Origin of the sequence: Silvimonas iriomotensis, assembly GCF_014645535.1 — a bacterium.
Classification (GTDB): Bacteria; Pseudomonadota; Gammaproteobacteria; order Burkholderiales; family Chitinibacteraceae; genus Silvimonas; species Silvimonas iriomotensis.
This window is the reverse complement of record NZ_BMLX01000001.1, coordinates 1,133,949-1,157,742: the sequence shown is the minus strand read 5'-3', so window position 1 is coordinate 1,157,742 and position 23,794 is coordinate 1,133,949. Positions and strand designations below refer to the sequence as shown.

General features: G+C 58.1%; 19 protein-coding genes. 6 read left to right on the top strand and 13 right to left on the bottom strand.

Features of this window, described 5'->3' with window-relative positions:
* Positions 1–39 precede the first annotated feature (39 nt).
* Together IEX57_RS05100 and IEX57_RS05095 are read right to left on the bottom strand one after the other, a co-directional pair.
* Positions 40–894, bottom strand: a complete 855-nt coding sequence (locus tag IEX57_RS05100; protein ID WP_229708728.1) for an SDR family oxidoreductase — start codon at positions 892–894, stop codon at positions 40–42.
* A gap of 42 nt (positions 895–936) precedes the next feature.
* Entirely contained in the window at positions 937–1,638 is a 702-nt protein-coding gene (locus IEX57_RS05095; RefSeq protein ID WP_188687538.1) for a response regulator transcription factor, read from the bottom strand.
* Between the two features lie 420 nt (positions 1,639–2,058).
* On the opposite strand from IEX57_RS05095, the gene IEX57_RS05090 reads away from it, so the two are divergent.
* From IEX57_RS05090 to IEX57_RS05065, 6 genes are all read left to right on the top strand, one after another.
* The gene (locus IEX57_RS05090; protein ID WP_188687539.1) at positions 2,059–3,018 is read left to right on the top strand and encodes a helix-turn-helix transcriptional regulator; all 960 of its coding nucleotides are present in this window, start codon (positions 2,059–2,061) and stop codon (positions 3,016–3,018) included.
* A 34-nt stretch (positions 3,019–3,052) separates the two neighbouring features.
* Positions 3,053–4,030: an AraC family transcriptional regulator gene (locus IEX57_RS05085; protein ID WP_188702972.1), complete on the top strand. Its 978-nt coding sequence runs from the start codon at positions 3,053–3,055 to the stop codon at positions 4,028–4,030.
* Between the two features lie 145 nt (positions 4,031–4,175).
* A complete protein-coding gene (locus IEX57_RS05080) occupies positions 4,176–5,144 on the top strand; it encodes a helix-turn-helix domain-containing protein (RefSeq protein ID WP_188702971.1) in 969 nt (322 codons plus the stop codon).
* A 208-nt stretch (positions 5,145–5,352) separates the two neighbouring features.
* Complete coding sequence (locus IEX57_RS05075; RefSeq protein WP_229708726.1) at positions 5,353–5,580, top strand: YgaP family membrane protein; 228 nt, start codon at positions 5,353–5,355, stop codon at positions 5,578–5,580.
* A 123-nt stretch (positions 5,581–5,703) separates the two neighbouring features.
* Positions 5,704–6,642 (top strand): alpha/beta fold hydrolase, encoded by a 939-nt coding sequence (locus IEX57_RS05070; RefSeq protein ID WP_188702970.1) that lies wholly within the window; start codon positions 5,704–5,706, stop codon positions 6,640–6,642.
* A 37-nt stretch (positions 6,643–6,679) separates the two neighbouring features.
* Entirely contained in the window at positions 6,680–7,417 is a 738-nt protein-coding gene (locus tag IEX57_RS05065) for an SDR family oxidoreductase (RefSeq protein WP_188702969.1), read from the top strand.
* 103 nt (positions 7,418–7,520) lie between these two features.
* Here the strand turns inward: IEX57_RS05065 and poxB are convergent, their stop codons facing one another.
* The 11 genes from poxB to dnaE form a co-directional block, all read right to left on the bottom strand.
* Positions 7,521–9,245, bottom strand: a complete 1,725-nt coding sequence (poxB, locus tag IEX57_RS05060; RefSeq protein WP_188702967.1) for a ubiquinone-dependent pyruvate dehydrogenase — start codon at positions 9,243–9,245, stop codon at positions 7,521–7,523.
* A 209-nt stretch (positions 9,246–9,454) separates the two neighbouring features.
* Complete coding sequence (locus IEX57_RS05055) at positions 9,455–9,691, bottom strand: hexameric tyrosine-coordinated heme protein (protein WP_188687545.1); 237 nt, start codon at positions 9,689–9,691, stop codon at positions 9,455–9,457.
* 320 nt (positions 9,692–10,011) lie between these two features.
* Complete coding sequence (locus IEX57_RS05050) at positions 10,012–11,202, bottom strand: porin (protein ID WP_188702965.1); 1,191 nt, start codon at positions 11,200–11,202, stop codon at positions 10,012–10,014.
* 676 nt (positions 11,203–11,878) lie between these two features.
* Complete coding sequence (gene trpC, locus IEX57_RS05045; RefSeq protein ID WP_188702962.1) at positions 11,879–12,667, bottom strand: indole-3-glycerol phosphate synthase TrpC; 789 nt, start codon at positions 12,665–12,667, stop codon at positions 11,879–11,881.
* A gap of 6 nt (positions 12,668–12,673) precedes the next feature.
* Positions 12,674–13,705, bottom strand: coding sequence for an anthranilate phosphoribosyltransferase (gene trpD, locus IEX57_RS05040; protein ID WP_188702959.1), 1,032 nt, complete (start codon positions 13,703–13,705; stop codon positions 12,674–12,676).
* Positions 13,706–13,773: 68 nt separating this feature from the next.
* Positions 13,774–14,343: an aminodeoxychorismate/anthranilate synthase component II gene (pabA, locus tag IEX57_RS05035; RefSeq protein ID WP_188702957.1), complete on the bottom strand. Its 570-nt coding sequence runs from the start codon at positions 14,341–14,343 to the stop codon at positions 13,774–13,776.
* 28 nt (positions 14,344–14,371) lie between these two features.
* Entirely contained in the window at positions 14,372–15,841 is a 1,470-nt protein-coding gene (gene trpE / locus IEX57_RS05030; RefSeq protein ID WP_188702955.1) for an anthranilate synthase component I, read from the bottom strand.
* 299 nt (positions 15,842–16,140) lie between these two features.
* A complete protein-coding gene (mltA, locus tag IEX57_RS05025; RefSeq protein ID WP_188702953.1) occupies positions 16,141–17,352 on the bottom strand; it encodes a murein transglycosylase A in 1,212 nt (403 codons plus the stop codon).
* Positions 17,349–17,627 (bottom strand): PhaM family polyhydroxyalkanoate granule multifunctional regulatory protein, encoded by a 279-nt coding sequence (locus IEX57_RS05020; RefSeq protein ID WP_188702951.1) that lies wholly within the window; start codon positions 17,625–17,627, stop codon positions 17,349–17,351. The genes mltA and IEX57_RS05020 overlap by 4 nt, the downstream gene beginning before the upstream one ends.
* A gap of 146 nt (positions 17,628–17,773) precedes the next feature.
* The gene (locus IEX57_RS05015; protein ID WP_188702948.1) at positions 17,774–20,071 is read right to left on the bottom strand and encodes an NADP-dependent malic enzyme; all 2,298 of its coding nucleotides are present in this window, start codon (positions 20,069–20,071) and stop codon (positions 17,774–17,776) included.
* 230 nt (positions 20,072–20,301) lie between these two features.
* On the bottom strand, positions 20,302–23,751 hold the full coding sequence (gene dnaE, locus IEX57_RS05010; RefSeq protein WP_188702947.1) for a DNA polymerase III subunit alpha: 3,450 nt from the start codon (positions 23,749–23,751) through the stop codon (positions 20,302–20,304).
* Positions 23,752–23,794 lie beyond the last annotated feature (43 nt).

Genomic DNA, 23,794 nt, shown 5'->3' with positions numbered 1-23,794 from the left:
GCCCGGGCACGATTGGCCCGGCGGGGCATTCCCGTACTGTTACAGTTGGCTCATCCCACCATCAACGATGATTTCAGTGCCAACAATGAATGCCGATTCCGGGGCACTCAAGTGCAGAACGGTGGAGGCCAGTTCTTCCGGCGTACCAAAACGCCCCAGCGGAATCTGCCCGCGGATGCTTTCGGCTACGGCTGTGAGCGTATCGGAGTCCATGCCCAGTTTGCCGTACAGCGGGGTGGCAACCGGGCCCGGGCTTACCACGTTGACGCGCACACCTTGTGGGAGCAATTCAGCACTTAAGGTTTTGGCCAGCGACACCAGCGCGGCTTTGCTTGCGGCATAGATGGCAGTGTTGGGCATGCCAATATGCGCGTTGATCGAACCATTCAACACGATGGCTGCGCCACGGTTAAGCAACGGCGCAACGGCCTGGATCTGGAAGAAGGGGCCTTTGACGTTGATGCCAAAAGCCGCATCAAAGAAGTCTTCAGTTACATCTGCCAGACCGGCAAATTTGGCGATGCCCGCGTTGATGAATACGGCATCAAGACGGAGGTTGCGGCTCGCAAGGCTTTGGCCCAGAGCTTTGGCATCAGCCAGACTTTGCGAGTCCGCACGGATGGCAATGGCTTTGCTGCCGATTGCGGCCACAGCTGTAGCCAATGTGGCGTCGTCGCGCCCGGTAATGACAACTTGCGCGCCTTCCTTGGCGTAGGCTTGAGCGGTTGCGAGACCGATGCCGCTGCTGCCACCGGTAACCAGAACAGTTTTGCCTTCAAAACGTTGCATGATGCGTCTCCAGATATAAATGTAGGTAGAAAAAACAGCCAGGTCTCGTTTTGACCTTGAAGCTATTGTGCAACCCGGCCTGTTCGGTGCCGTGCCATGAATCAAATCAGGTCGTGCGAAAATTTCGAATGATTTAGGATGGGTTGTTCAGCCTGCAGCGCCTGCAGAGGCGAGAGTTGCACTGCCAAAGGGGGGCAGGAGACGGGCGTGTTTGTCTGAGTAGTTGCGTGCGGTCGAAACGAGACCACGTGCGAGCGCAATCGACGCCGCCTCGGTACGAGAGTTGGCTCGCAATTTGCCAAGGATGGCGCCAACATGGGTTTTGACGGTGCCCACGGAAATGCCTAGCGTTTCAGCAATGTCCTGGTTTCCGGCACCACGTGAAATTTGCTCAAGGACAGACATTTCGCGGGGGGTGAGCGCCTCATGCCCCAAGGTGTTCACCAGATTTTGTGAAACGGCATTGCAGACATAAATGCCCTGGTCCACCAAACGGTGGATCGCGACCCGGAGTTCGTCCGCCGTGGCGCCATACAGCATGTAACCGTGAACGCCCACGTTCATGGCCCGACGGACATCCCACTCCAGATCTCGTGAGGTCAACACCATGACGCGCGGTGCATAAGCTGGGTAGTGCGAAACCCCCTTTTGCCGCTCGACGAATTCCAGTGCGAAGTCGTAGTCCGCAACGATGACGTCACTGACGCCAGGCTCGAACTGGTTAATCGGCAAACGCGGACGGATGCGGTATTTGAATTCGGCAAACCGGGTCATGACTTCACCCAGTCCAAGGCTGATCAATTGATCGGCGTGAACAATATCAATATTGATGTTTGATCGTGTATCCATGGAACTAACCCTCCGGCATTTGAAGAAACGGACTAACCACCCAGGGGCTGAGGACCAGCCGCCTGCAGTGCAGGTGATTAAAGTCTAAGCACCGGCATCCCTGTCATCTGGATCGTAAATGCCATTCGGCTGCGGTAAGTTGGGCTGATCGTGCCATGTCGCTTTAATGACGTTCCAAGCGGCCCTTTTTATGTCAAAGTCATGATCAGAGGCGCGCAACCCATGGCATGACGCACCGAAATACTGCGATTGGTGCACGGATTTCTCTATCTAAAGTCCGGGTTGATGCCACTGGGTGATAGGGCTGCGGCTAACATGGAAGGCTAGGGTTTTAATGACTTCAGTTGTCGTTCAAATTTATGCGAATGGCATAAATTGCCATCGGCCTTGGGCAGAAAATTTCGAGAGAGATGGGTCCACATGGAAAATACCGGCCAATCAGTGAGCTCATGGTCCGCCGTTGACCTGCCTTTGGCTGATCGCTTTGATCAATATGCCGAGACCATGGCCAAGGCAATGACCCCTTTGCGGGTGGTGCATTGCCCTACGGAAGCGTTTGAACTGGATATGCGCTGGGCCGACCTGGCGGGAAATACCGTCTTTAATGTGCACGGTTGCCCGCATGCCTCGGTCCGGTCAGTCCTCGACATAGAACGCAGTGAAGAGAGGGTTTTTCATCTCTTGGTGAACCGCGTTGGCGAAATGCATTTCGACAACGTGAACCGGTTTGTGACCCGTGCCGATGACGCGCTCTTTTACGACTCCCGAACCAGAATGACGCTGGATACACCCGCGACCTTCGAGATCGTCAATCTGCGCCTGACCGAAGACTTCGTCGGCAAATGGGTATCCGATCCTGACGTGTTGCTGGGCAGCCGTATCGATTCAAAAGCAGGCTGGGGTGCTGCCCTGTGTGCGTTTGCCGGTCAGCTCACGCCAGAATTTGTGGTGCGTCCGCCGTTCTCGCAAGAGTTGATCGTTGACCAGCTTGGCGCATTACTGGCCCTGGCAGCATCTCATTTTGATGGGGCCGCCCATTACGCAGCAGCGCCGGGGCTGCGCCCGCGAATTCACGACTGCATCAGGATGCGTTGCTCAGAAGTGCGTCTGGTCGCGAGCGATGTGGCTACAGCACTCAATATTTCTCCGCGCAGTCTGCACCGTGCGCTGGCGGCGCATGGCGAGACCTTCGCGGCGGTGTTGATGGCGGCGCGTATTGCGGTCGCAAGACGGATGCTGATTTCTAGACTCTACGACAAGCTCAACGCCGGCGAGATTGGTAAACGTTCGGGCTTTGCCGACGCCTCCCATTTTGCGCGCGTCTTCAAAAAGCACATTGGCCTGAGCCCTACGGAATTGCGCGCTGCTTCGCGCAAATAAGCCAAAACAGTCCAGTTTTTGACGGAAGAAAATGATGGATACCCCTATTCGCCAGATTCAGAAGTGGGCCTCTTCCCAGATTCCCGCCCAAGAGCGCTTTGGTTGTTTTGCCGAGGTCATGGCGAAATCATTCACGCCGCTGAAAGTGGACAGCTGCATGCGGAATGAATTTGACATCACCGTGACCTGGACCGATTTCGGAACTAACTCCGCATTTCGCCTGGCCGCTTGCGAACATGTCTCGGCCAGGGGAAAGCGTGAAATCGCGCAAAGCGAAGAGCGGGTGTTCCATCTGTTTGTGAACCTGAACTCCCGTATCCATTTCACGCACCTGAACAAACTGACCGCGACGCCAGGCGATGCTCTTTTCTACGACTCTAGGATTGACATGCGGCTTGAATTGCCCGAGGTGTCGGATGTCGTGAACCTCAAGTTATCTGAAATATTCGTCAAACAATGGGTGGCCCGACCGTCTGTGCTGCTGGGGCGTCGTATCGATTCACGCTTTGGCTGGGGCAAGGCCTTGTGCGCGTTTGCCGCGCAATTGACGCCTCAGGCCATCCAGCGCTCCCCCGTGCCGCGAGACGTCATTTCTGATCAGTTGGGGGCGTTGCTGGCGTTGACCGCGGGCGAGCTGGACACCACGACCGAACCCCCATCCCGACCTGAAATCAGCTTGTGCGACAAAATCCGCGATTGTGTCGCCCAGCACTGCGTCAATCCGGCGCTGGTTGCCGCCGAAATAGCTCAGGCTTTGAATATTTCGCCCCGAACGCTGCATCGGGCGCTAGCCGGCCGGGGAGAGACTTTCGGCAATTTATTGATGTCGTCGCGGGTGGACGTTGCCCTGCGCATGCTGACATCCCCCTCGTTCAAACGACTGACCACTGCAGAAATCGGCAGACGCGCTGGTTTCACGGACGCCTCCCATTTCGGCAGGGTGTTCCGCAAGCACGTGGGGACGACACCGGCCCAGGTCCGGCAGGTGCAAGGCACACGATCCGATGCCTGATGGCACATACAAGCCATGTCTTTTGACAGGTTGGCAGGCAACGGCCATCTAGCGCCCGCGCCGGGAGATAGCATAAGCGTGGGGGACTGGCCTGCTCTGACTGGCCACCTCAGGTAACTTCACAAAAACGGCAATGGTGCATCACATGGCAACGGACAATCACGAAAAACACCCCGTCATCCAGGTCTGGTCTACGAATGAAGTTCCTCGCCCGCAGCGCTTTGACTATTGGGCGAATGCCCTGAGTCTTGCGCTGACGCCCATGAGTGTCGATAGCACCAACGAGCGCGACTTTTCTGCGCAGCTGACTGCGACGTCACTCGGGTCGATTTCTGTAACCCGCTGCAAAGGCACATCTCACAATAGTCACCGGGCGCGCCGGGAGTTGAGCTATAGCCAGGAACACAGCTATCACTTGCTGGTCAGCGTGCAAAACAATTGGGGACTGGTGCATCGCGGGCATCATCTGCTGATGCCCGGAGACGTGGTATTGACCGACTCGCAAGTTGCTCACGACATCGAGATTAATACCCGCTTTGACATCGTCAATCTGAAATTGCCGGTGGATTGGGTCAATGCCTGGCTACCAGATCCCAGCCTGCTGGTGGGACGGCCCATTTCCAGGGGCGAGGGTTGGGGGCAGACCTTGTCGAGTGTGTTGAGCTGCCTGTCTCCGGAGTTTGTGGCCTCCGCCCCGGTGCCGCACGCGGTGCTGGCCGATCAGATTGGTGCATTGCTGGCCATGAACTCAGGTGATGTAAATCCGCCCAAGGCGGCCGATCGGGCACTGCGCGACGCGGTGCATGACTGTATTGTGCAGCGGTGTGGCGAGCCCATGCTGACCGCCAGCGACATTGCGGCGTTCCTGAGCGTCTCCGAGAGCGATCTGCATGCGGCCTTATCCGCGTTTTCTGAGACCTTTGCAACCAGCCTGCTGGCGGCGAGGATAGACCTGGCCACCCAGTTACTGACTTCGCCTGTTTGGGCGCGGCTGACTGAAACCGAGATCGGCCGGCAAGCGGGTTTTGTGGATATGGCGCATTTTGAGCGCGCCTGCTTGCGCTGTAACGGGCGTACTCCGGCCCAAATGCGCGGGCCCCGTTCCCGGCAATAATCTCCGGAGTCCATGCTAACTGGGGCTGCCGGAGACGGGTTTTTATTGGTGCCCCCCCGGCATCCGGTCTATCTCGATGGTGATAGCTGCAACGCAGACTGACTGTTGATCCGGGGTTGCCCATGGCGGCGTAGTTTTCCTGTGGTGGAGCGTTGATGCCAGCCTGTTTTGGCAAACAGTTCCTGCCTAAACCACAAGGAGAAACGCCATGTTAAGCACCATGTTTTACGCAAAAAATCTCCCGAACTGGGAGCGCATTCTGCGCGTGATTGCCGGCCTCGTTGTTGCAGCGCTGGCTGTTTACTACTGGCCGGGAATGATTGGCTGGATTGTCGCCATTTCTGCACTGGGAATCGTGGCCACCGGCCTGGTTGGTTTTTGTCCCATGTGTGCCATGGCAGGTCGCCGATTGGCTAAGGCTGCCGCAAAGAAGTGAGTGCTTGCGCCGTGCCAGACCAGCATGTGCAATTTTTTCGCACATGCTGGCTCATCCCGTGAAACGGCACGGCGATCTGACGGGGGCAATATCAAACCGTCAAGACTCCACGGAAGATAAATCATGGCTCAATCTATTCAACGCTTGCTGGCACTCGTTGCGTTTGCTTTGGTTCTGGCGGGCACGCAGGCAGCCGAACAGGTCGAACAACATACCCGTAGCGTCGAGGGTGTGCCCATCCATTATCTGCAAACAGGTTCGGGCAACGGCACGCCGGTTGTACTGCTGCACGGCTATGCCGAAGAAAGTGATATGTGGATTCCACTGATGCAGCAACTCGCGCCCCAACGAGTCGTCATCGCCCCGGATTTACCGGGAGCGGGGCAAAGTGGATTTTTGCCGGCCTACACCAAGGTGGCCATGGCCCAGTCCATCCACGCGCTGGTTCAGCAACTGGGCTACAAAAAAGTCAAAATCGTTGGGCATGACATCGGCCTGATGGTGGCCTATGCCTATGCCGCCCAGTACCCGGATGAAACCGACAGCGTAGTGCTGATGGAGTCTTTCTTGCCGGGAGTAGGAGATTGGTACAAAACCTGGCAGCGGCAGGACAAATGGCATTTCCACTTTTACGGTGATACCGCAGAAAAACTCACTGCAGGCCGCGAGCGCATCTATCTTGATCATTTCTGGAATGATTTTGCTGCGGATCCACAACACGCTGTGCCAGAACATACGCGCGAGCAATGGACGGCCGTTTACGCAAAACCAGGCCGGATGCATGCGGGTTTTGAGTGGTTTCACGCATTTGAACTGGATGCGAAAGACTTTGGCGAGCTCTCAAAAACGCCGCTGACCATGCCACTCCTGACTGTAGCCGGTGAAAAATCCGCTGGGGTGTTTCTGATCGGACAGGGCAAATTGATCGACCCCAACGCCCAAGGCATTGTCATCCCCGGTGTGGGCCATTGGCTGATGGAAGAGGCGCCACAACAAACCATGGCCATACTGACCTCATTTATCAATGACCCAGCCTCGGTTCAAGGTATTGAAAACCGATAACATCAGGGGTCTTATCCCAACCATTGGAGTGCTTCAAATGCCCAAAGAAACCAGAACCGCCATCGTGACCGGAGCCTCGCAAGGGATTGGCGCTGCGCTGGCCATCCGCCTTGCCACTGACGGTTTTCAGGTGGTGGTCAACTACGCGAATAGCCGCGAAGGTGCCGAAAAGGTGGTCGCGGCCATCGAGGCTGCAGGCGGTGTTGCAAAAGCCATTCAAGCAAACGTGGCAAACTCCGCCGCGGTCATCAGCCTCTTTGATTTTGCAGAAGCCGAGTTTGGGCCGGTTGATGTGCTGGTGAACAATGCTGGCGTTGCCAAAATGGCGCCATTGGCTGAAGTGAGCGATGAGGACTTCCAGCAATTGATGGCAGTCAATGTGACGGGCACTTTCAACGGTATGCGCGAGGGGGCTCGACGTGTGCGCGATGGCGGCCGGATTATCAATTTCTCAACCAGCCTGATCGGGAATTACGCGCCGGGCGGTGGTGTTTATGCCGCGACCAAGGCTGCGGTCGAAGCGATGACTCATACCCTCGCAAAAGAACTGGGTTCCCGCCGGGTAACGGTGAATGCCGTTGCACCCGGCCCGGTCGCAACCGACATGTTTTTTAACAGCCGGACGGCTGAAGCGGCGAAGAGCGCAATCAATGCCATTCCGCTGGGCAGGCTTGGGGAGCCTGAGGATATTGCGAACATTGTGTCTTTTTTGGCTGGCCCGGAAAGTGAATGGATCAATGGGCAGGTGATCAAGGCGAACGGCGGCCGCAACTAAACCCTGTGCACAAGTGGCGAGGAGGGGCTGGATCGCGCGTTCATGCCAATATCCAGCCCCGCTTGGCGCGGCGCACCTCTTCAGTCGCTCACTAGCAGTCTGCCTAGCGCCATAAGTTGGTACGGCTCAGCTCCAGCACTTGCCCAGCCCGGCCGTCCAGAATGGCGCGGGCGACATACAGACTGAAGCCGCGCGCTTGGGAGAAGGTCACTTTAGGCGGCATGGCCAGCTCTTGCCGATTGGTGACCACGTCGATCAGTGCCGGGCCATCGTGGGTGAAAGCGCGCTCCAGTGCGGCATCAAGATCAGTTGGGTCTTCGACCCGTTGCCCATACAAGCCCATGGCGGTGACCACGGCCCCAAAATCCGGGTTAACCAGTTCGGTGGCCGTTTCAAGGAAGCCTGCGGCTTTCATTTCCAGCTCCACAAAGCCCAGCGCGCCGTTGTTGAACACTACAATCTTCACTGGCAGCTTTTCCTGCACGGCGGTGATCAGATCTCCCATCAACATCGTCAGGCCGCCATCTCCGCATAGCGCCACTACCTGGCGTTGTGGCGCAGCCGCTTTGGCACCCAGCGCTTGCGCCAGCGCGTTGGCCATTGAGCCGTGGTTGAACGAACCAATCAGCCGGCGCTGGCCATTCATTTTGAGATAGCGTGCCGCCCAGAGCGTGGGCGTGCCGACATCGGCAGTAAAGATGGCATCCGGCGCGGCCAGTTCGCTAACCCGCTGCGCCAGATACTGGGGGTGAATCGGTTTGCGCCCGGCATGACCCACGGCCAGTTCATCGAGCTCTTTGCGGGTTTTGCTGTAATGCGCCAGCGCACGATCCAGATGTGTGCGATCGCTCCGCGCTGCCAAGGCGGGCAGTAACGCGCGAATGGTCTGGCCCACGTCTCCCACCACACCTAATGCCAGTGGATGCCGCAAGCCGAGGCGTTCGCCGGCCAGATCGACCTGGATGACTTTGGCGTCTTGCGGATAGAACTGCCGGTAAGGAAAGCTGCTGCCCAGTACCAGCAAGGTGTCGCAGCTTTCCATGGCGTAATAGCCACTGGCAAAGCCAATCAAACCCGTCATGCCCACATCGTAGGGGTTGTCGTATTCGATATATTCCTTGCCCCGCAACGCATGTACCACCGGCGCTTGCAGTGCCTCAGCCAGTTTCACGACTTCATCATGCGCACCAGCGCAGCCCGCGCCACACAAGAGGGTGATGTTCTTGCCAGCATTGAGTAACGCCGCCATGTGTTCCAGTTCGGCCTGTGCGGGTAACACGCGCGGTTTGGCCTGGCGCGGCCAGACCGGGTCAGGCACATCGGTGGCTGCACTCAGCGCCACATCGCCCGATAGCACCAGTACGGCGACGCCTTTATGCGTCAGCGCCGCCTGAATGGCCGTGCCCAGCATGCGCGGCAATTGCTCTGGCGTGGCGACCAGCTCGCAATACACGCTGCATTCCTTGAACAAAATCTGCGGGTGGGTTTCCTGGAAGTAATCGCTACCCACTTCGCCGCTGGGGATATGTGCCGCAATCGCCAAGACCGGCACGTGGTTGCGCTGGCAATCAAACAAACCATTGATCAGGTGCAGATTGCCCGGCCCGCAACTGCCGGCGCATACCGCCAGACCTTCTGTGATCACCGCCGCTGCACCCGCTGCAAACGCGGCAACCTCTTCATGCCGGGTGTGCACCCAGCGCATGTCCGATTTACGGCGCATCGCATCGGTAATGCCGTTGAGCGAATCCCCGGCGACGCCAAAAATCTGTGAGACACCCAGCGCTTCGAGCGTGTCGATGAGTACGTCTGCAACCAGTCTGGCCATGTAAGAGCGTCCTTGTGATGGGGAAGTACTCGATCTGCGTCGTTCAAAGGGCCGTTTCATCTGGCGGCGGGCATACCTGCCCATCCCGAGTGCTGGCCGATGCCCCTGAAACAGGCCGGAACCATCGACCGCATCAGGCGGGATCAATCATGCTGCTGACCCGGGTCTGCAGCCTTCGCCCTAGACTTGCTTGTTTTAGGTGAATGGCGTCAGTTGCGCCAGTAGTTGTTGGCCGCGGCGATCGTCGCAAACTCGGTGGCCACGATCTGACAGGTCTGCAACAGCATCCCCGCGTTCTGGCTGTAGATTTCACGCAGATCTTCGCGGATGGCCGCATCCGGCTGGGTTGCCTTGACGATTAACCGTGCCATCTTCATGGCCAGAGCACGACCTTCTTCGGGTGTGGGGACGATCAACGAATTGCTGGGAATCAGATCAGATGACATGAGGGACTCCGTAGATGATAGGGGCGCTTCATCGCAAAGTGGATGCCTCATTATCTGGCCCGAGCCCAAGCGTCGGAACCCATCTGAAGTCGTAGTCCGGACTATGCACTGGACGTGGGTGCACTTACCAGCCAGACGGTGTTTAAAAAGCATAAAGCCCGATCACTGGATCGGGCTTTATGCTTTTGGGCCTGTTAAGGCAGAGATTGGTGTAACGATTGCAAAATGCCTACATGGTGCCTACATGAGGCCATAGTAACAAAAAGAAAACCGGGCAGAAGCCCGGTTTTCCTTGCAATCAACCAACCATTAAGTTCGGATTAGAAATCCGAACGGAAGCCGGTCAACACGGTGAAGTTGGTCTGGCCATTCTTGGCAACCAGCGAACCAGAGTTGTTCTGGAAGGCGAATTGGTAGCCAGTAGCCTTGCCGCTGTTCTTCAGACCAACAGCGGAGGTGTACCAACGAGTTTGCTTGGACAGGTAGTAAACGCTGGACAGGGAGTACTGTTGACCAGTCAGGTCGTCAACCGAGTAAACCTTGTTGGCGCGGCTGTACAGAGCTTGCAGTTCGAACTTCGGGTTGAACCAGTAGTTACCGGTAACCAGGTAGTTGTTCCAGCTCAGAGTGCCACTGCCCAGACCGGCAACGGTAGCGTTGTTGTCGGTAGAGATGTGTTCCCAACCCAGACCCAGACCCAGACCGAAGTCGAAGTTGTAGCCGGCGGCCAGTTCGATACCGTCAGTCTTCGCGCCGTCGGTCACGTTGTAGGTGGTGACAGGCGGAGTAGCGGTATTGGTGGTGCCAGTGGTGTCAGCGGTAGAGATGCCACCCAGTTGAGCGAACGAACGGTTCTTGGCGTACTGGTAAACAGCAGCAGCGTTGAAGCCACCGTAGTTATACAGAGCGCCGATGCCGTAGATCGGAGCCGAACCAGCAGCGCTCGGGGAACCGTCCAGAGCGATGTTGGCGCGAACCTGGAAACCACCCCAAACCGGCGATTCGTAGGCCAGGTTGTCGTTCAGGCGGGTTTGCAGTTGACCCCAAGTACCCTTGTTGCCCTTGAAGTCGGTGCTGTCGAGGAAGTCATCGAACAGCGGGGACATCTTGGAAGAAGTGAAGGTGTTCTTGTAGGTGCTGTCGTAGTTACCAGCGCGGAAGGTACCGAAGTCAGTGCCGGTGAAACCGATGAAGGTGTTACGGCCGCCCCAGGAACCGCCACCGAAAGCCTTCGGCTTGGTGCCGTTCTGGTCAGCAGAAGCCGGTGCAGCGCCGATACCGGTTTCAACTTGCCAAATAGTCGCCCAGCCAGCGTTGTCCCACTTGTCCACGCCCTTGAAGCCGATGCGGGAGGAGGAATCAACGATGCGGGTAGCGCCAGCGTTGGTCGGGGAAACGCCGTTGTGGTCGCCGAAGTGATCGTATTCCAGATCAGCACGGATAGAACCGTAGATGGTCACGTCAGCCAGAGCCAACGGGGTAACGAAAGCAGCAGCCAGAGCTGCAACCATGATTTTTTTCATTTGGACTATCTCCGTTTGCGGATAACAATGCAGAAGTTTGCACTTCTACAACTTTGAAACCGAGGCTGGCTCAATCAATTCAGATAAACCGATTTGCCTTTGCCGGATTACGACGAATGCTTCGTGAGACCCGTGGTTTCGTTTTGACTGGGTTGTTCGATCACTCAAATCGAATCGTCTTCTTCTGAAACCGGCGCCAGTCTAGGACCGTATGATGACAGAAATATGACATTTATAGGTCCGCAAACGCTTTAAAAGGCCAGTGATATTCCAAAAATTGCTGGTTAGCCCCTGAAAACGGTCGAATATTGGGGATAACCACTAAGAAAAGGCCCTTTTTTTTGTGTTTGTTGTTGTAGAAAAACAACTACAAAAAGTAATGATGACATCAGGCCACAGATCAACTGTGCCTAAAAAACCACTTTTCCGGTTATTGCCACCGGGCCTTCTCTGCAGCTAAATCCTTTTCAGCCAGATAAATACAACGTTGTACGCAAAAAAAGACCCGATTTGGTTAAACCGGGTCATTTTCTGGATTGCGCCGCCTGGCAGACGAACGTTGAAAAAAAGCTTGCCAGCGGTAGGTTTTTTCTGTTTGAACTTTCCGGCTCAATTCTTGTTACGGAAAAATCCGCACAAACACTGTGCCGTTTAATGGTGCATTTCAGGCAAAAAGTTGTGCCAAAGCCACGCCGGGTTGTTCCGCGCGCATGAACGCTTCGCCCACAAGGAAGGTGTGGACGTGGTGATCACGCATGAGTTTGACGTCCGCGGCCTGCAAAATCCCGCTTTCCGTGACGGCAATGCGATCAGCCCCGATGCGTGGCAGCAGATCAAGCGTGGTTTGCAGGCTGACTTCAAACGTGCGCAGATTGCGGTTGTTCACGCCCAGCAAGGGGGTGGAGAGTTCCAGCGCCAGATCCAGTTCTTCGCCGTTGTGCACTTCCACCAGCACGGCCATGCCCAACGCATGGGCGGTGGCTTCCAGGTTTTTCATCTGCGCCAGTTCAAGCTCAGCGGCGATCAGCAAAATGCAGTCGGCACCCCAGGCCCGGGCTTCGAAGACCTGGTATTCATCGATCATGAAATCTTTGCGCAGCGCGGGCAGGGCGCATGCGGCGCGCGCAGCCTTGAGGTAATCCGCGTGGCCCTGAAAATACTGTACGTCCGTCAGTACCGACAGGCAGGCAGCGCCGTGTTCGGCGTAGCTTTGTGCAATGGCGGCAGGCTGAAAGTCGGCCCGGATCACGCCTTTGGACGGGCTGGCTTTTTTGACTTCGGCAATCACGCCGGCCAGACCGGCCGCATGCTTTGCCCGCAATGCGCCGACAAAATCGCGCACGTCTTTGCGTGATTCGGCTTCTTCACGAATGGCCGCAAAGGGAATGGCTTTTTTTGCCGCCGCGACTTCTTCGGTTTTGGTGGCAATGATTTTCTTCAGAATATCGGACATATCAGATCAACCTGGAAATTGCTTTGAAAAGCGGATCAGCTCATCAAGTTTGGCACGCGCCTTGCCGCTGGCAATGATTTCACTGGCCAGTTTAAAGCCGGCTTCAAGGCTATCGGCCACATTGGCAGCGTAAATGGCGGCACCGGCATTCAATACCACGATATCGCGACACGGGCCTGGCTGGTTATCCAGCACGCCTTCTACTTTGGCGCGGGATTCGGCCGCATCACCGGCGTGCAGGTCTTTCAGTTCACAGAAGGCAAAACCGTAATCGCGCGGGTCAAAGTCGTATTCGGTGATGTTGCCGTCTTTGAGTTCAGCAATGCGCGTTTTGTCGCACAGGGTGATTTCATCCAGACCGTCTTTGCCATGCACCACCAGCACATGTCTGGAGCCCAGTTCCTTGAGTACGCGCACCTGAATGCCCACAAGGTCAGGGTGGAACACGCCCATCAACTGGTTCTCGGCGCTGGCCGGGTTGGTCAGCGGGCCCAGAATATTGAAAATGGTGCGTACGCCCATTTCCTTGCGTACGGCGGCGACATGCTTCATCGAGCTATGGTGGCTGGGCGCGAACATGAAACCGGCGCCGACATGGTCAATACAGGCCGCCACTTGTTCCGGGTTCAGATCCAGCCGCAGGCCCAGCGCTTCGAGCACGTCGGCGCTGCCGCTGCTGGAGGACACCGCGCGGTTGCCATGCTTGGCAACGCGGCCACCGGCGGCCGCGACCACAAACATGGCTGTCGTGGAAATATTGAAGGTGTGCGCCTTGTCGCCGCCGGTGCCGACGATATCGACAAGGTGCGTGCGATCAGCCACGTGTACCGGTACGGCAAACTCACGCATCACGGTCGCGGCGGCGGCAATTTCAGACACAGACTCAACCTTGGTGCGCAGACCCATCAACAGGGCCGCAATCTGCACGGCCGGCATCTGGCCGGTCATGATCTGCCGCATCAGGTACAGCATTTCGTCGTAAAACAGTTCGTTCTGGTCGATCAGGCGGTTCAGCGCTTCCTGGACAGAGATGGTCATGGCTGGCTTTCCTCAAGCAACTACGGCGTTATATAGATGTGCGGAGTCGGGCTGACTGGCGAAACAGATCAGGCCCATTCCTTGAGGAAGTTATCCAGCATCTGATGACCATGCTCGGTCAGGATGGATTCCGGGTGGAACTGCACCCCTTCAATCGGCAGCGTCTTGTGACGCACGCCCATGATCTCGCCGTCGTCGGTCCAGGCCGTGATTTCCAGGCAATCGGGCAGCGTGGCGCGTTCGATAACCAGCGAGTGATAACGGGTGGCGGTGAAGGGCGAGGGCAGATCCTTGAACACGCCCTTGCCGGTATGCGTGACCAGCGAGGTCTTGCCGTGCATCAGCGTCTGGGCGTGAATGATGTTGCCGCCATAAGCCTGGCCGATGGACTGGTGGCCCAGGCACACGCCCAGGATCGGCAGCTTGCCGGCAAAGTGCTCAATGGCCGCGACCGAAATGCCGGCTTCCAGCGGCGAACACGGGCCTGGCGATACCACCAGGTATTTGGGCTTGAGGGCCTCGATCTCTGCCAGGGTGATTTCATCGTTGCGGTAAACAACGACATCCTGTTTGAGTTCGCCAAAATACTGGACGAGGTTGTAGGTAAACGAATCGTAGTTGTCGATCATCAGCAGCATGGTGAATTCCTCCGTTATTCAGGGCAGATCAAGCATCAAGACCACGTTGAACCAGCTCTGCAGCGCGCAACACCGCGCGAGCCTTGTTCAGCGTTTCTTGCCACTCACTCTGCGGGACGGAATCGGCAACGATGCCCGCACCAGCCTGCATGTACAACGTTTCGTTCTTGACGACTGCGGTGCGCAGCGCAATGGCCACGTCCATATCGCCGTTAAAACCCAGGTAGCCGACCGCACCGGCATAAACGCCGCGCTTGGAAGGCTCCAGCTCATCAATGATTTCCATCGCGCGCACCTTGGGGGCGCCCGATACCGTGCCGGCCGGGAAGGTGGCCTTGAGCACGTCGATATTCGACAGCCCCGGCTTGAGCTTGCCTTCCACGCTGGACACGATGTGCATGACGTGAGAGTACTTCTCGACCACCATGCGATCCATCACCTTGACGCTGCCGGTTTGCGCCACGCGGCCGGTGTCATTGCGGCCCAGGTCCATCAGCATGACGTGTTCGGCAATTTCTTTCGGATCGGCCAGCAGTTCATCGGCCAGTGCCTGATCTTCTTCACGCGTTTTGCCGCGCGGACGGGTGCCGGCAATCGGGCGTACCGTAATGGTTTCGCCTTCCAGCCGCACCAGGATCTCTGGCGAGGCGCCGACCACGTGCATGTCGCCAAAGTGGTAGAAGAACATGTACGGCGACGGGTTCAGCGAACGCAGCGCGCGGTACAGGCTGAGCGGGGATTCGGAGAACGGCAATTGCATGCGCTGGGACAGCACCACCTGCATGATATCGCCATCGAGGATGTATTCCTTGGCCTTGCCGATCGCATCCTTGAAGCCGTTTTCACCAAACTCGGAGTTCGGCGTGGTCACCAGCTCGGACGGGCCTTGCAGCGGCATTGGCGCTGGCTCGCGCAGCTTCATGCGCAAGGACCACAGACGCGCTTCGGCTTTGTCGTAGGCTTCAGGCTGGGCCGGGTCGGCGTAAACCACCAGATACAGCTTGCCGGAAAGGTTGTCGACCACGGCCAGTTCTTCAGACAGCAGCAACTGGATGTCCGGCGCGCCGATCACGTCCGGCTTTTTCACCGCGGCCAGTTTGCGCTCGATAAAACGGATGGTTTCGTAGCCAAAATACCCGACCAGACCACCGATAAAGCGCGGCATATTGGGCGGGATGGCGGCCTTGTAGCGGCTTTGGTAATCGTGGATGAAATCCAGCGGATTGCCGTCATGGGTTTCCACCACGCGATCATCGTGAATGACTTCGGTGTGTTCGCCGTTGACCACAAGGCGCGTGCGGGCCGGCAGGCCAATGAAAGAGTAGCGGCCAAAGCGCTCGCCACCGACAACGGATTCCAGCAGATAAGAATACGGGCGGTTGGCCAGCTTGAGGTAAACGGAAAGCGGGGTGTCCAGGTCAGCAAACAGTTCCAGGACAACGGGGATGCGGTTGTAGCCTTGCGCAGCGAGCGCTGCGAATTGTTCACGCGTCAGCATGATTACTCCGAACGAAGGATGGGTTGAGACAATGCGAGGGGCTTGCGGCCGTAATCAGCAGCTACGCCATCGCCATTCAAGCCAGATTTCGTTGGAGTGGAATGCCATTTGAGATTGAGGTCTGCGTCAACAAAGGGGTGAAAATTCGGGTTTCATCTTGCCGGACTCGCCTGCATTGGTCAACCGGCAGTTTTGTGACAGGGGCCGTTCAGCCAGTGCTGTCGCTGTTTTCCGGTGCGAGCGCCAGAAAAAAATCCGGCCAGATGCGGCCGGATTTTTCAATGGGGACAAAGGCTTGTTCAGGGCGCGCTGCCAGGCAGCGGCGCGCCTTTGGGCCAGAGTAGCCAGATGCGCCCTTGTTGTTTTGTGTGGCCGGCCAGCTCGCCCGCCGCATCGCCCGTGCCCCAATAAAGGTCAGCGCGGACGGCGCCGGCAATGGCGCCGCCGGTATCCTGCGCAGCCAGCGGACGATTCAGCGGCTGCTGGTTGTCCGGCCGGGTGGATGACAACCAGACCATGCTGCCCAGCGGCACGGCACGCGGATCGATTGCGGCGCTGTATTCGGCGGTGAGTGGTACGCCCAGCGCGCCTTGCGGGCCCTCGCTGGATGGGGGTAGCGTGCGGAAAAACACATAGCTCGGGTTGCTGGCCAGCAACTCGGGAATACGCTGCGGGTTGGCGGTAGCCCAGGCGCGGATGGCCTGCATGCTCACCTCGCCAGACTTCAATTGCCCTTGTTCAATCAGCCAGCGGCCAATGGGTTTGTATGGGCGGCCGTTCTGGTCGGCATAGGCAATGCGCAACTGGCTGCCATCGGGCAGACGCACCCGGCCAGAGCCCTGAATCTGCATGAACTGCAAATCCATCGGGTCTTGCAGCCACGCCAGAACGGGGGCGGTAACGCCTTTGTCGCCAATGGCTGCGGCATCGGGATAGGGCACCAGCTTGCGCCCGACCAGCTTGCCGCGCACGCGCTTGCCTTTGAGTTCGGGGTAAAGGTCATCCAGCGCGACGATGATGAGATCGTCCGGCACGCCATAAACCGGCACGGTGGCCTTGGCGGTCTTGTTCTGGCTGCCGTTGTAAATGGGCTCGTAATAGCCGGTGATCAGCCCGTTCTGGCTGCCATCCGGGTTTTGCAGCGCCCAGGGTTGCAGTCGGCTTTGCAGAAAGCTGCGGATGGCGCTGGCATCTTGCGGCACTTGCGCCGCTTCTGCGCACACGGGTGCCCAGATGGTGTTGCGGCTGAGTCTGGCGCAACCTGCGCGCCAGGCGGTAAAGCCGCCCAGGATATCAGCATCGCTGGTGATGGGTAGATCGCCCCATTGTGCGGTCTGGTATTTGACCGCCGGCGCTGAGGCGGTTGGTGTCGGGCCGGGCTGGGGTGGCTGGACGGGCGGCGTGGTACAAGCGGCCAACAGCGTGCCAAGGGCCACGGTGGCCAGCAGGAGCAGATTGCGGGCGGGGGAACGGGTGGCGCGGGTTGCGCCGGCGATACACGGTTGCGTCATCCGCCGTGGCCTCCTTCGGGCATGTGGGGGTCCAGCCCCTGGCGCAGCGCGGCCAGGCCGGCTTTTTGCAACTCCAGGGTCTTTTCAGTCATCTGTAGCAGGTTGACCTGCATGGTCAGCCATTGTTCGACGGTTTTCAGTTCCGCCAGCTTGCGGTCGATCTCTTCTTCGGTCAGCGGTGGCATGAACGGGTTGCTGGCACCGGTTGCCGTGTTCTTCCACATTTGCGCAAAAAAACCGAATGGATCGCCCGGATTGAATCCGTGTTCACTCATTTTGCCTTTCCTCCTGTGTGGCGGCGGGCTCGCCGCGTTTATTGGATAGTGCAAAACAAAACCGGAACCCGTCTTGCAACGGATTCCGGTTCATTGTGGCAAGCCTGGCGTCATGACGCCAGCACAGGCGTCATGTTGCGGTCGGTTTACTGCGCCAGCAGGTTCAGCTCGTTTTCATGCGTGGCCGCTTCCACCGAGGCCAGCGCGGTCATGTTCACCACGCGGCGTACCGATGCTGTCGGCGTCAGGATGTGTGCGGTGGCCGGAATACCCAGCAGGATCGGGCCCACGGTCAGACCATCACCCGCCGTCATCTTCAACAGGTTGAAAGAGATATTGGCGGCATCCAGGTTAGGCATGATCAACAGGTTGGCATCGCCCTTAAGTGTGGAATGCGGGAACACGCGCTGGCGGATTTCCGCCGAGATCGCCGCATCGCCATGCATTTCACCGTCGATTTCCAGATCAGGCGCACGTTCACGCACCAGACGCAGGGTTTCCTGCATCTTGCGGGCAGACGGGCTGTCAGACGTGCCAAAGCTTGAATGCGACAACAGCGCGACCTTTGGTGCAATACCGAAATTGCGCACGGCTTCGGCGGCCATCAGCGTGATGTCGGCCAGCTGCTCTGCGGTCGGATCCTGGTTGACGTAGGTATCGGCGATGAAAATATTGCCGGTGGGCAGCAGCAGGGCGTTCATGGCACCCGTCGTTGCGCCGCCTTGCTGGGGGCAGAGCACGTTGGTGACATAGTAGTGATGCTGATGATAGCGGCCGGTCAGGCCACAGATCATTGCATCGGCCTCGCCCCGCTTGACCATCAGCGCGCCGATCAGGGTCGGCTTGCCGCGCACTTCCAGCTGCGCTTGCTCTTCCGATACGCCCTTGCGCATCATCAGGCTGTGGTACAGCGTCCAGTATTCGCGATAGCGCGGATCGTGTTCCGGATTGCAGACTTCAAAATCGACGCCTTGCTGCAGACGCAGCCCCAGTTGTTCGATGCGCTTGAGAATGATCTTGGGGCGGCCGATCAGGATCGGCACGCACAGTTTCATGTCTACCGCTTCCTGCACGGCGTGCAGCACGCGCTGGTCTTCACCCTCGCAATACACCACGCGCTCTTGCTTCTTGCGCGCGGCAGAGAACACCGGGCGCATGAACAGGTTGGACTTGTAGACAAACTGGGTCAGATCTTCGACATACGCATGCATGTCGGTGATCGGGCGCTCGGCCACGCCGGTATCCATGGCGGCCTGGGCCACGGCCGGGGCGATCTTGATGATCAGGCGCGGATCAAACGGTTTCGGGATCAGATATTCCGGGCCGAACTTCAGGCTCTGGCCGCTGTATGCATCGGCCACCACGTCAGACTGCTCGGCGTGGGCCAGATCGGCAATCGCGGTCACGGCCGCGCGCTTCATTTCTTCGTTGATGGTGGTCGCGCCGACATCCAGTGCGCCACGGAAGATGAAGGGGAAGCACAGGACGTTGTTGACCTGGTTGGGGTAATCAGAGCGGCCAGTGCACACAATGGCATCCGGGCGCACGGCCTTGGCGGCCGGCGGAGAGATTTCCGGGTCCGGGTTGGCCAGCGCCAGGATCAGCGGCTTGTCGGCCATGCGCTTGACCATCTCTTGCGTCACTACGCCAGGGCCGGACAAGCCCAGGAAAATGTCGGCGCCGGTGATGGCGTCGCTGACCGTGCGGGCGTCGGTATCGCGGACGTAACGCGCTTTGGTTTCGTCCAGACGCTCATCGCGGCCGCTGTAGATCACGCCTTTGGAGTCACAGACCACCACGTTTTCACGCTTGAGGCCCATGCCGACCAGCAAGTCCAGACACGCAATGGCGGCAGCGCCCGCGCCGGAACACACCAGCTTGACCTCTTCAATTTTCTTGCCAACATAACGCAGGCCGTTCTTGACGGCGGCGCCGGTGATGATGGCCGTGCCGTGCTGGTCATCATGGAACACCGGGATATTCATGCGTTCACGCAGCTTGCGCTCAACAATGAAACACTCCGGCGCCTTGATGTCTTCCAGGTTGATGCCACCGAAAGTGGGTTCCAGCGAAGCAATAATGTCGACCAGTTTGTCCGGGTCGTTTTCTGCCACTTCGATATCGAATACATCAATGCCGGCGAACTTCTTGAACAGCACGCCTTTGCCTTCCATCACCGGCTTGCCGGCCAGCGGGCCGATATTGCCCAGGCCCAGCACGGCTGTGCCGTTGGAAATCACGGCCACCAGGTTACCGCGCGCGGTCATGTTGCGGGCTTCAGCCGGGTCTTCCACGATCGCCATACATGCAGAAGCCACGCCGGGCGAATAGGCCAGCGCCAGATCACGCTGGCTGGCCAGTGCCTTGGTCGGAACCACCTGAATCTTGCCGGGGCGGGGAAAACGATGATAATCCAGCGCCTTATTCTTCAGTTCATCATCCATGTAGAACTCCGATACCTTTGATTTTGTAGTGATTGGGTTTTGTTGGTTTGTGCAAGCGCAATATATTTACCGGGTTATTGTGATGCTCCGCGCCTCTTCTCCTGAAAACAAGTCAGGGTTTTGCCGAATAGGGAAAGCGCGCTGGTGCGGCATCACGGAACCTGTTCCACGCCTTTTTGACGGGCGCCGGAAACAAACAAGGGGCCACTGGCCCCTTGTTTGAAACACACTTAATGCTGCGCGGCAAAGCGGATCGTCACTGCATCGTCGCCCAGCCATGTTTTCAGATTGCCCACCAGATCGTCATGCAAAGTCACGCGCCAGGCGTAGCCCAGCGCCAGTTTGCAACGGGCGTTGTCGTTGTGATATTCGATCTCCACCTGGCATGCGCCACCTGACCAGTTATCCAGGGTCTGCTTCAGTCTGGCCGCGTCGGCATTGCCGTTGAACTTGAGCGTCAGCGCCTGGGCAAACTGGCTGCGGGCTTCTGCGATGTCCATCACGCCATCGGCAATCACACGCAGGCCGCCCGAGAAGCGGTCTTCGCTGATCTTGCCCGGAATGACCAGCAACGCATCTTCCGTCAGCTTGGTGCGGTTGGCCTCAAACACCTCGGAATACACGGTGATGTCCTGCTTGGCCCAGCCGTCATCCAGCGTCACAAACGCCATGCGGCCACGCTCGCCATTCTTTACCCGCACACCGATCACAATCCCGGCGACGTACTGAATATCCTTGCGCGGTTGCAAGCGGTCCAGCCGGGTTTTGATAAACGCTTTGACGTCTTTGGCATACGCATCAAACGGGTGCCCGGAGAGATAAAACCCGATCGCCGGTTTTTCTTCGGCAAGGCGGGTTTTGTCATCCCATGCCGGCACCACGATCCGCTCCACGGTGGGGGCGGCGGCCGGCTCGAACACATCAAACAGACTGCCCTGGTTGGCGTTGGCAGCGGCATGCTCGGCAATGCTCATGGCCTGTTCAACGTTGGCCAGCAACTGGGCGCGGTTGCTATCCAGCGCATCAAACGCGCCGCCGCGGATCAGCGCTTCAATTACGCGCTTGTTGACTTCCTTCTTGTCGGTCCGCATGCAGAAGTCATACAGATCGATGTACGGGCCGTTGGCGGTACGTTCATTCACGATCATGTTGACCGCGCCTTCACCCACGCCCTTGATGGCGCCCAGGGCGTAGCGGATCTGTTTTTTGCCGACCGGCACGAAGCGGTACATGCTGGCGTTGACGTCGGGTGGCAGGATTTCCAGCCTGTTCTTCTCGACGCAATCGTCGTAGAACACCTTGAGCTGATCGGTGTTATCCAGTTCAGAACTCATGGTGGCGGCCATGAACGCCGCGGTGTGATGCGCCTTGAGCCAGGCGGTGTGGTACGACACCACCGCGTAGGCGGCCGTGTGCGACTTGTTAAAGCCGTACTCGGCAAACTTGGTCATCAAGTCAAACAAGTGCTCGGCCAGTGCCGGATCGTAGCCTTTCTGGGCCGCGCCCTCGGCAATGGTCACCCGGTGCTTGGCCATTTCTTCAGGTTTCTTTTTACCCATGGCCCGGCGCAGCATGTCCGCGCCGCCCAGCGTGTAGCCGCCGATAATCTGCGAGATCTGCATCACCTGCTCTTGATACACGATCACGCCGTAAGTCGGCTCCAGACACTTTTCCAGATCAGGGTGGAAGTAATCCGGGGTTTCCAGACCCTTTTTCCGGTTGATAAACGTATCCACCATGCCAGAGCCCAGCGGGCCCGGCCGGTAGAGCGCCAGCACAGCGATAATGTCTTCAAAACGGTCGGGTGCCAGCTTTTCCAGCAGCCGCTTCATCCCGTCCGATTCAACCTGGAACACGGCGGTGGTGTTGGCGTCGCGGAAAACCTGATACGCCGCCTGATCGCCAAAGCCCAGACTCATCAGGTCAATGTATTCGCCGGTCTGCTCTTTGATGTATTGCAGGGCGAGTTCAATAATCGTCAGGTTGCGCAGACCCAGAAAGTCGAACTTCACCAGGCCGACTTGTTCCACGTCGTCTTTGTCGAGCATGGAAACCGGCGACGAATCCACGCCGCTGGCCTGGTACACCGGGCAGAAGTCGGTGATCTGGCCTGGCGCAATCAACACGCCGCCAGCGTGCATGCCGATATTGCGGGTCAGGCCTTCCAGCTTCTTGGCCAGCTCCCACAACTCGATCACTTCTTCTTCGTTTTTGACGCGTTCGGCCAGTTCCGGAACCATCTCGGTAGCGTCATCCAGGCTGTATTGCTTGCCCGGTGCGGCCGGGATGAGCTTGGACAGGCCATCGACAAACATATAAGACAGATCCAGCACGCGGCCAACGTCGCGCACCACCGCCTTGGCGGCCATGGTCCCGAAGGTGGCGATCTGGCTGACGGCCTCGGCGCCGTATTTGCCGCGCACATACTCAATCACGCGCCAGCGGTTGTCCTGACAAAAGTCGATATCGAAGTCAGGCATCGAGACCCGTTCCGGGTTCAGGAAGCGCTCGAACAGCAGGGCGTATTCGGTGGGGTCAATGTCGGTAATGCCCAGCGAATAGGCCACCAGCGAACCCGCGCCCGACCCCCGGCCCGGCCCGACCGGGCAGCCGTTGTGCTTGGCCCAGACGATAAAGTCCGCCACGATCAGAAAGTAGCCCGGGAAGCCCATCTGGATGATGGTATCGGTCTCGAACTTGAGGCGTTCCTGGTAGCGCGGGCGTTCGGCGTCGCGTCTGGCTTCGTCCGGGTACAACTGCGCCAGACGCATTTCCAGGCCGTCCTTGGCCTGATGCACCAGGAAGTCATCCAGCGTCATGCCATCGGGCGTCGGGAACAGCGGCAGGAAGTTCTTGCCCAGCACGATATTCACGTTGCAGCGCTGCGCCAGCGTGACCGTGTTGGCCAGCGCCTCGGGGAGGTCGGCAAACAGCGCCTGCATTTCGTCAGGCGTCTTGAAATACTGTTCTTCGGTGAAGTTGCGCGGCCGGCGCTTGTCGGCCATCACGTAGCCTTCAGAAATACATGTACGGGCTTCGTGCGCCTTGAAGTCGTCCGGGTCCATGAACTGGATGGGGTGTGTCGCAACAACTGGCAAATCCAGTTCGGACGCGATATCCAGATGACCCTGCACCGACGCTTCGCACTCCGGGCGGCCGCTGCGTTGCAGTTCCAGATAGAACGCACCAGGAAAGTGATCGTGCCACCAGCGGGCCAGTTCAATGGCGCCGGCCATGTTGCCATTCAGGATGGCCTGGCCGATTTCGCCCTGGTGCGCGCCAGACAGGCACATCAAGCCCGTGTTGTCGCCGCTGTCCAGCCATTCTTTTTTCAGTTCAGCGCGGCCACGATACTGGTTTTCCAGGTAGGCGCGGGTGAGGAGTTCGCACAGACGGCCGTAACCGTCACGGTTGCGGGCAACAAACAACACGCGCGTGGGTTTGTCGCGATCATCATGGTTCTCTATCCAGCAATCCAGCGCGACGATGGGCTTCAGGCCGGTGTTGCGGCAGGCTTTGTACAGCTTGACCATGCCAAACAGGTTCATCAGATCCGAAACAGCCAGGGCTGGCATGCCCAGCTTTTTGGCCTGGCTGACCGCATCGTCAATACGGACAATGCCGTCGGTCACAGAGAATTCGGAGTGAAGGCGGAGATGGATAAAGGCAGGGGTATTCATCCGCAAATTCTATCACTGCTAATCAAGACAGAGGCAGGCGCGC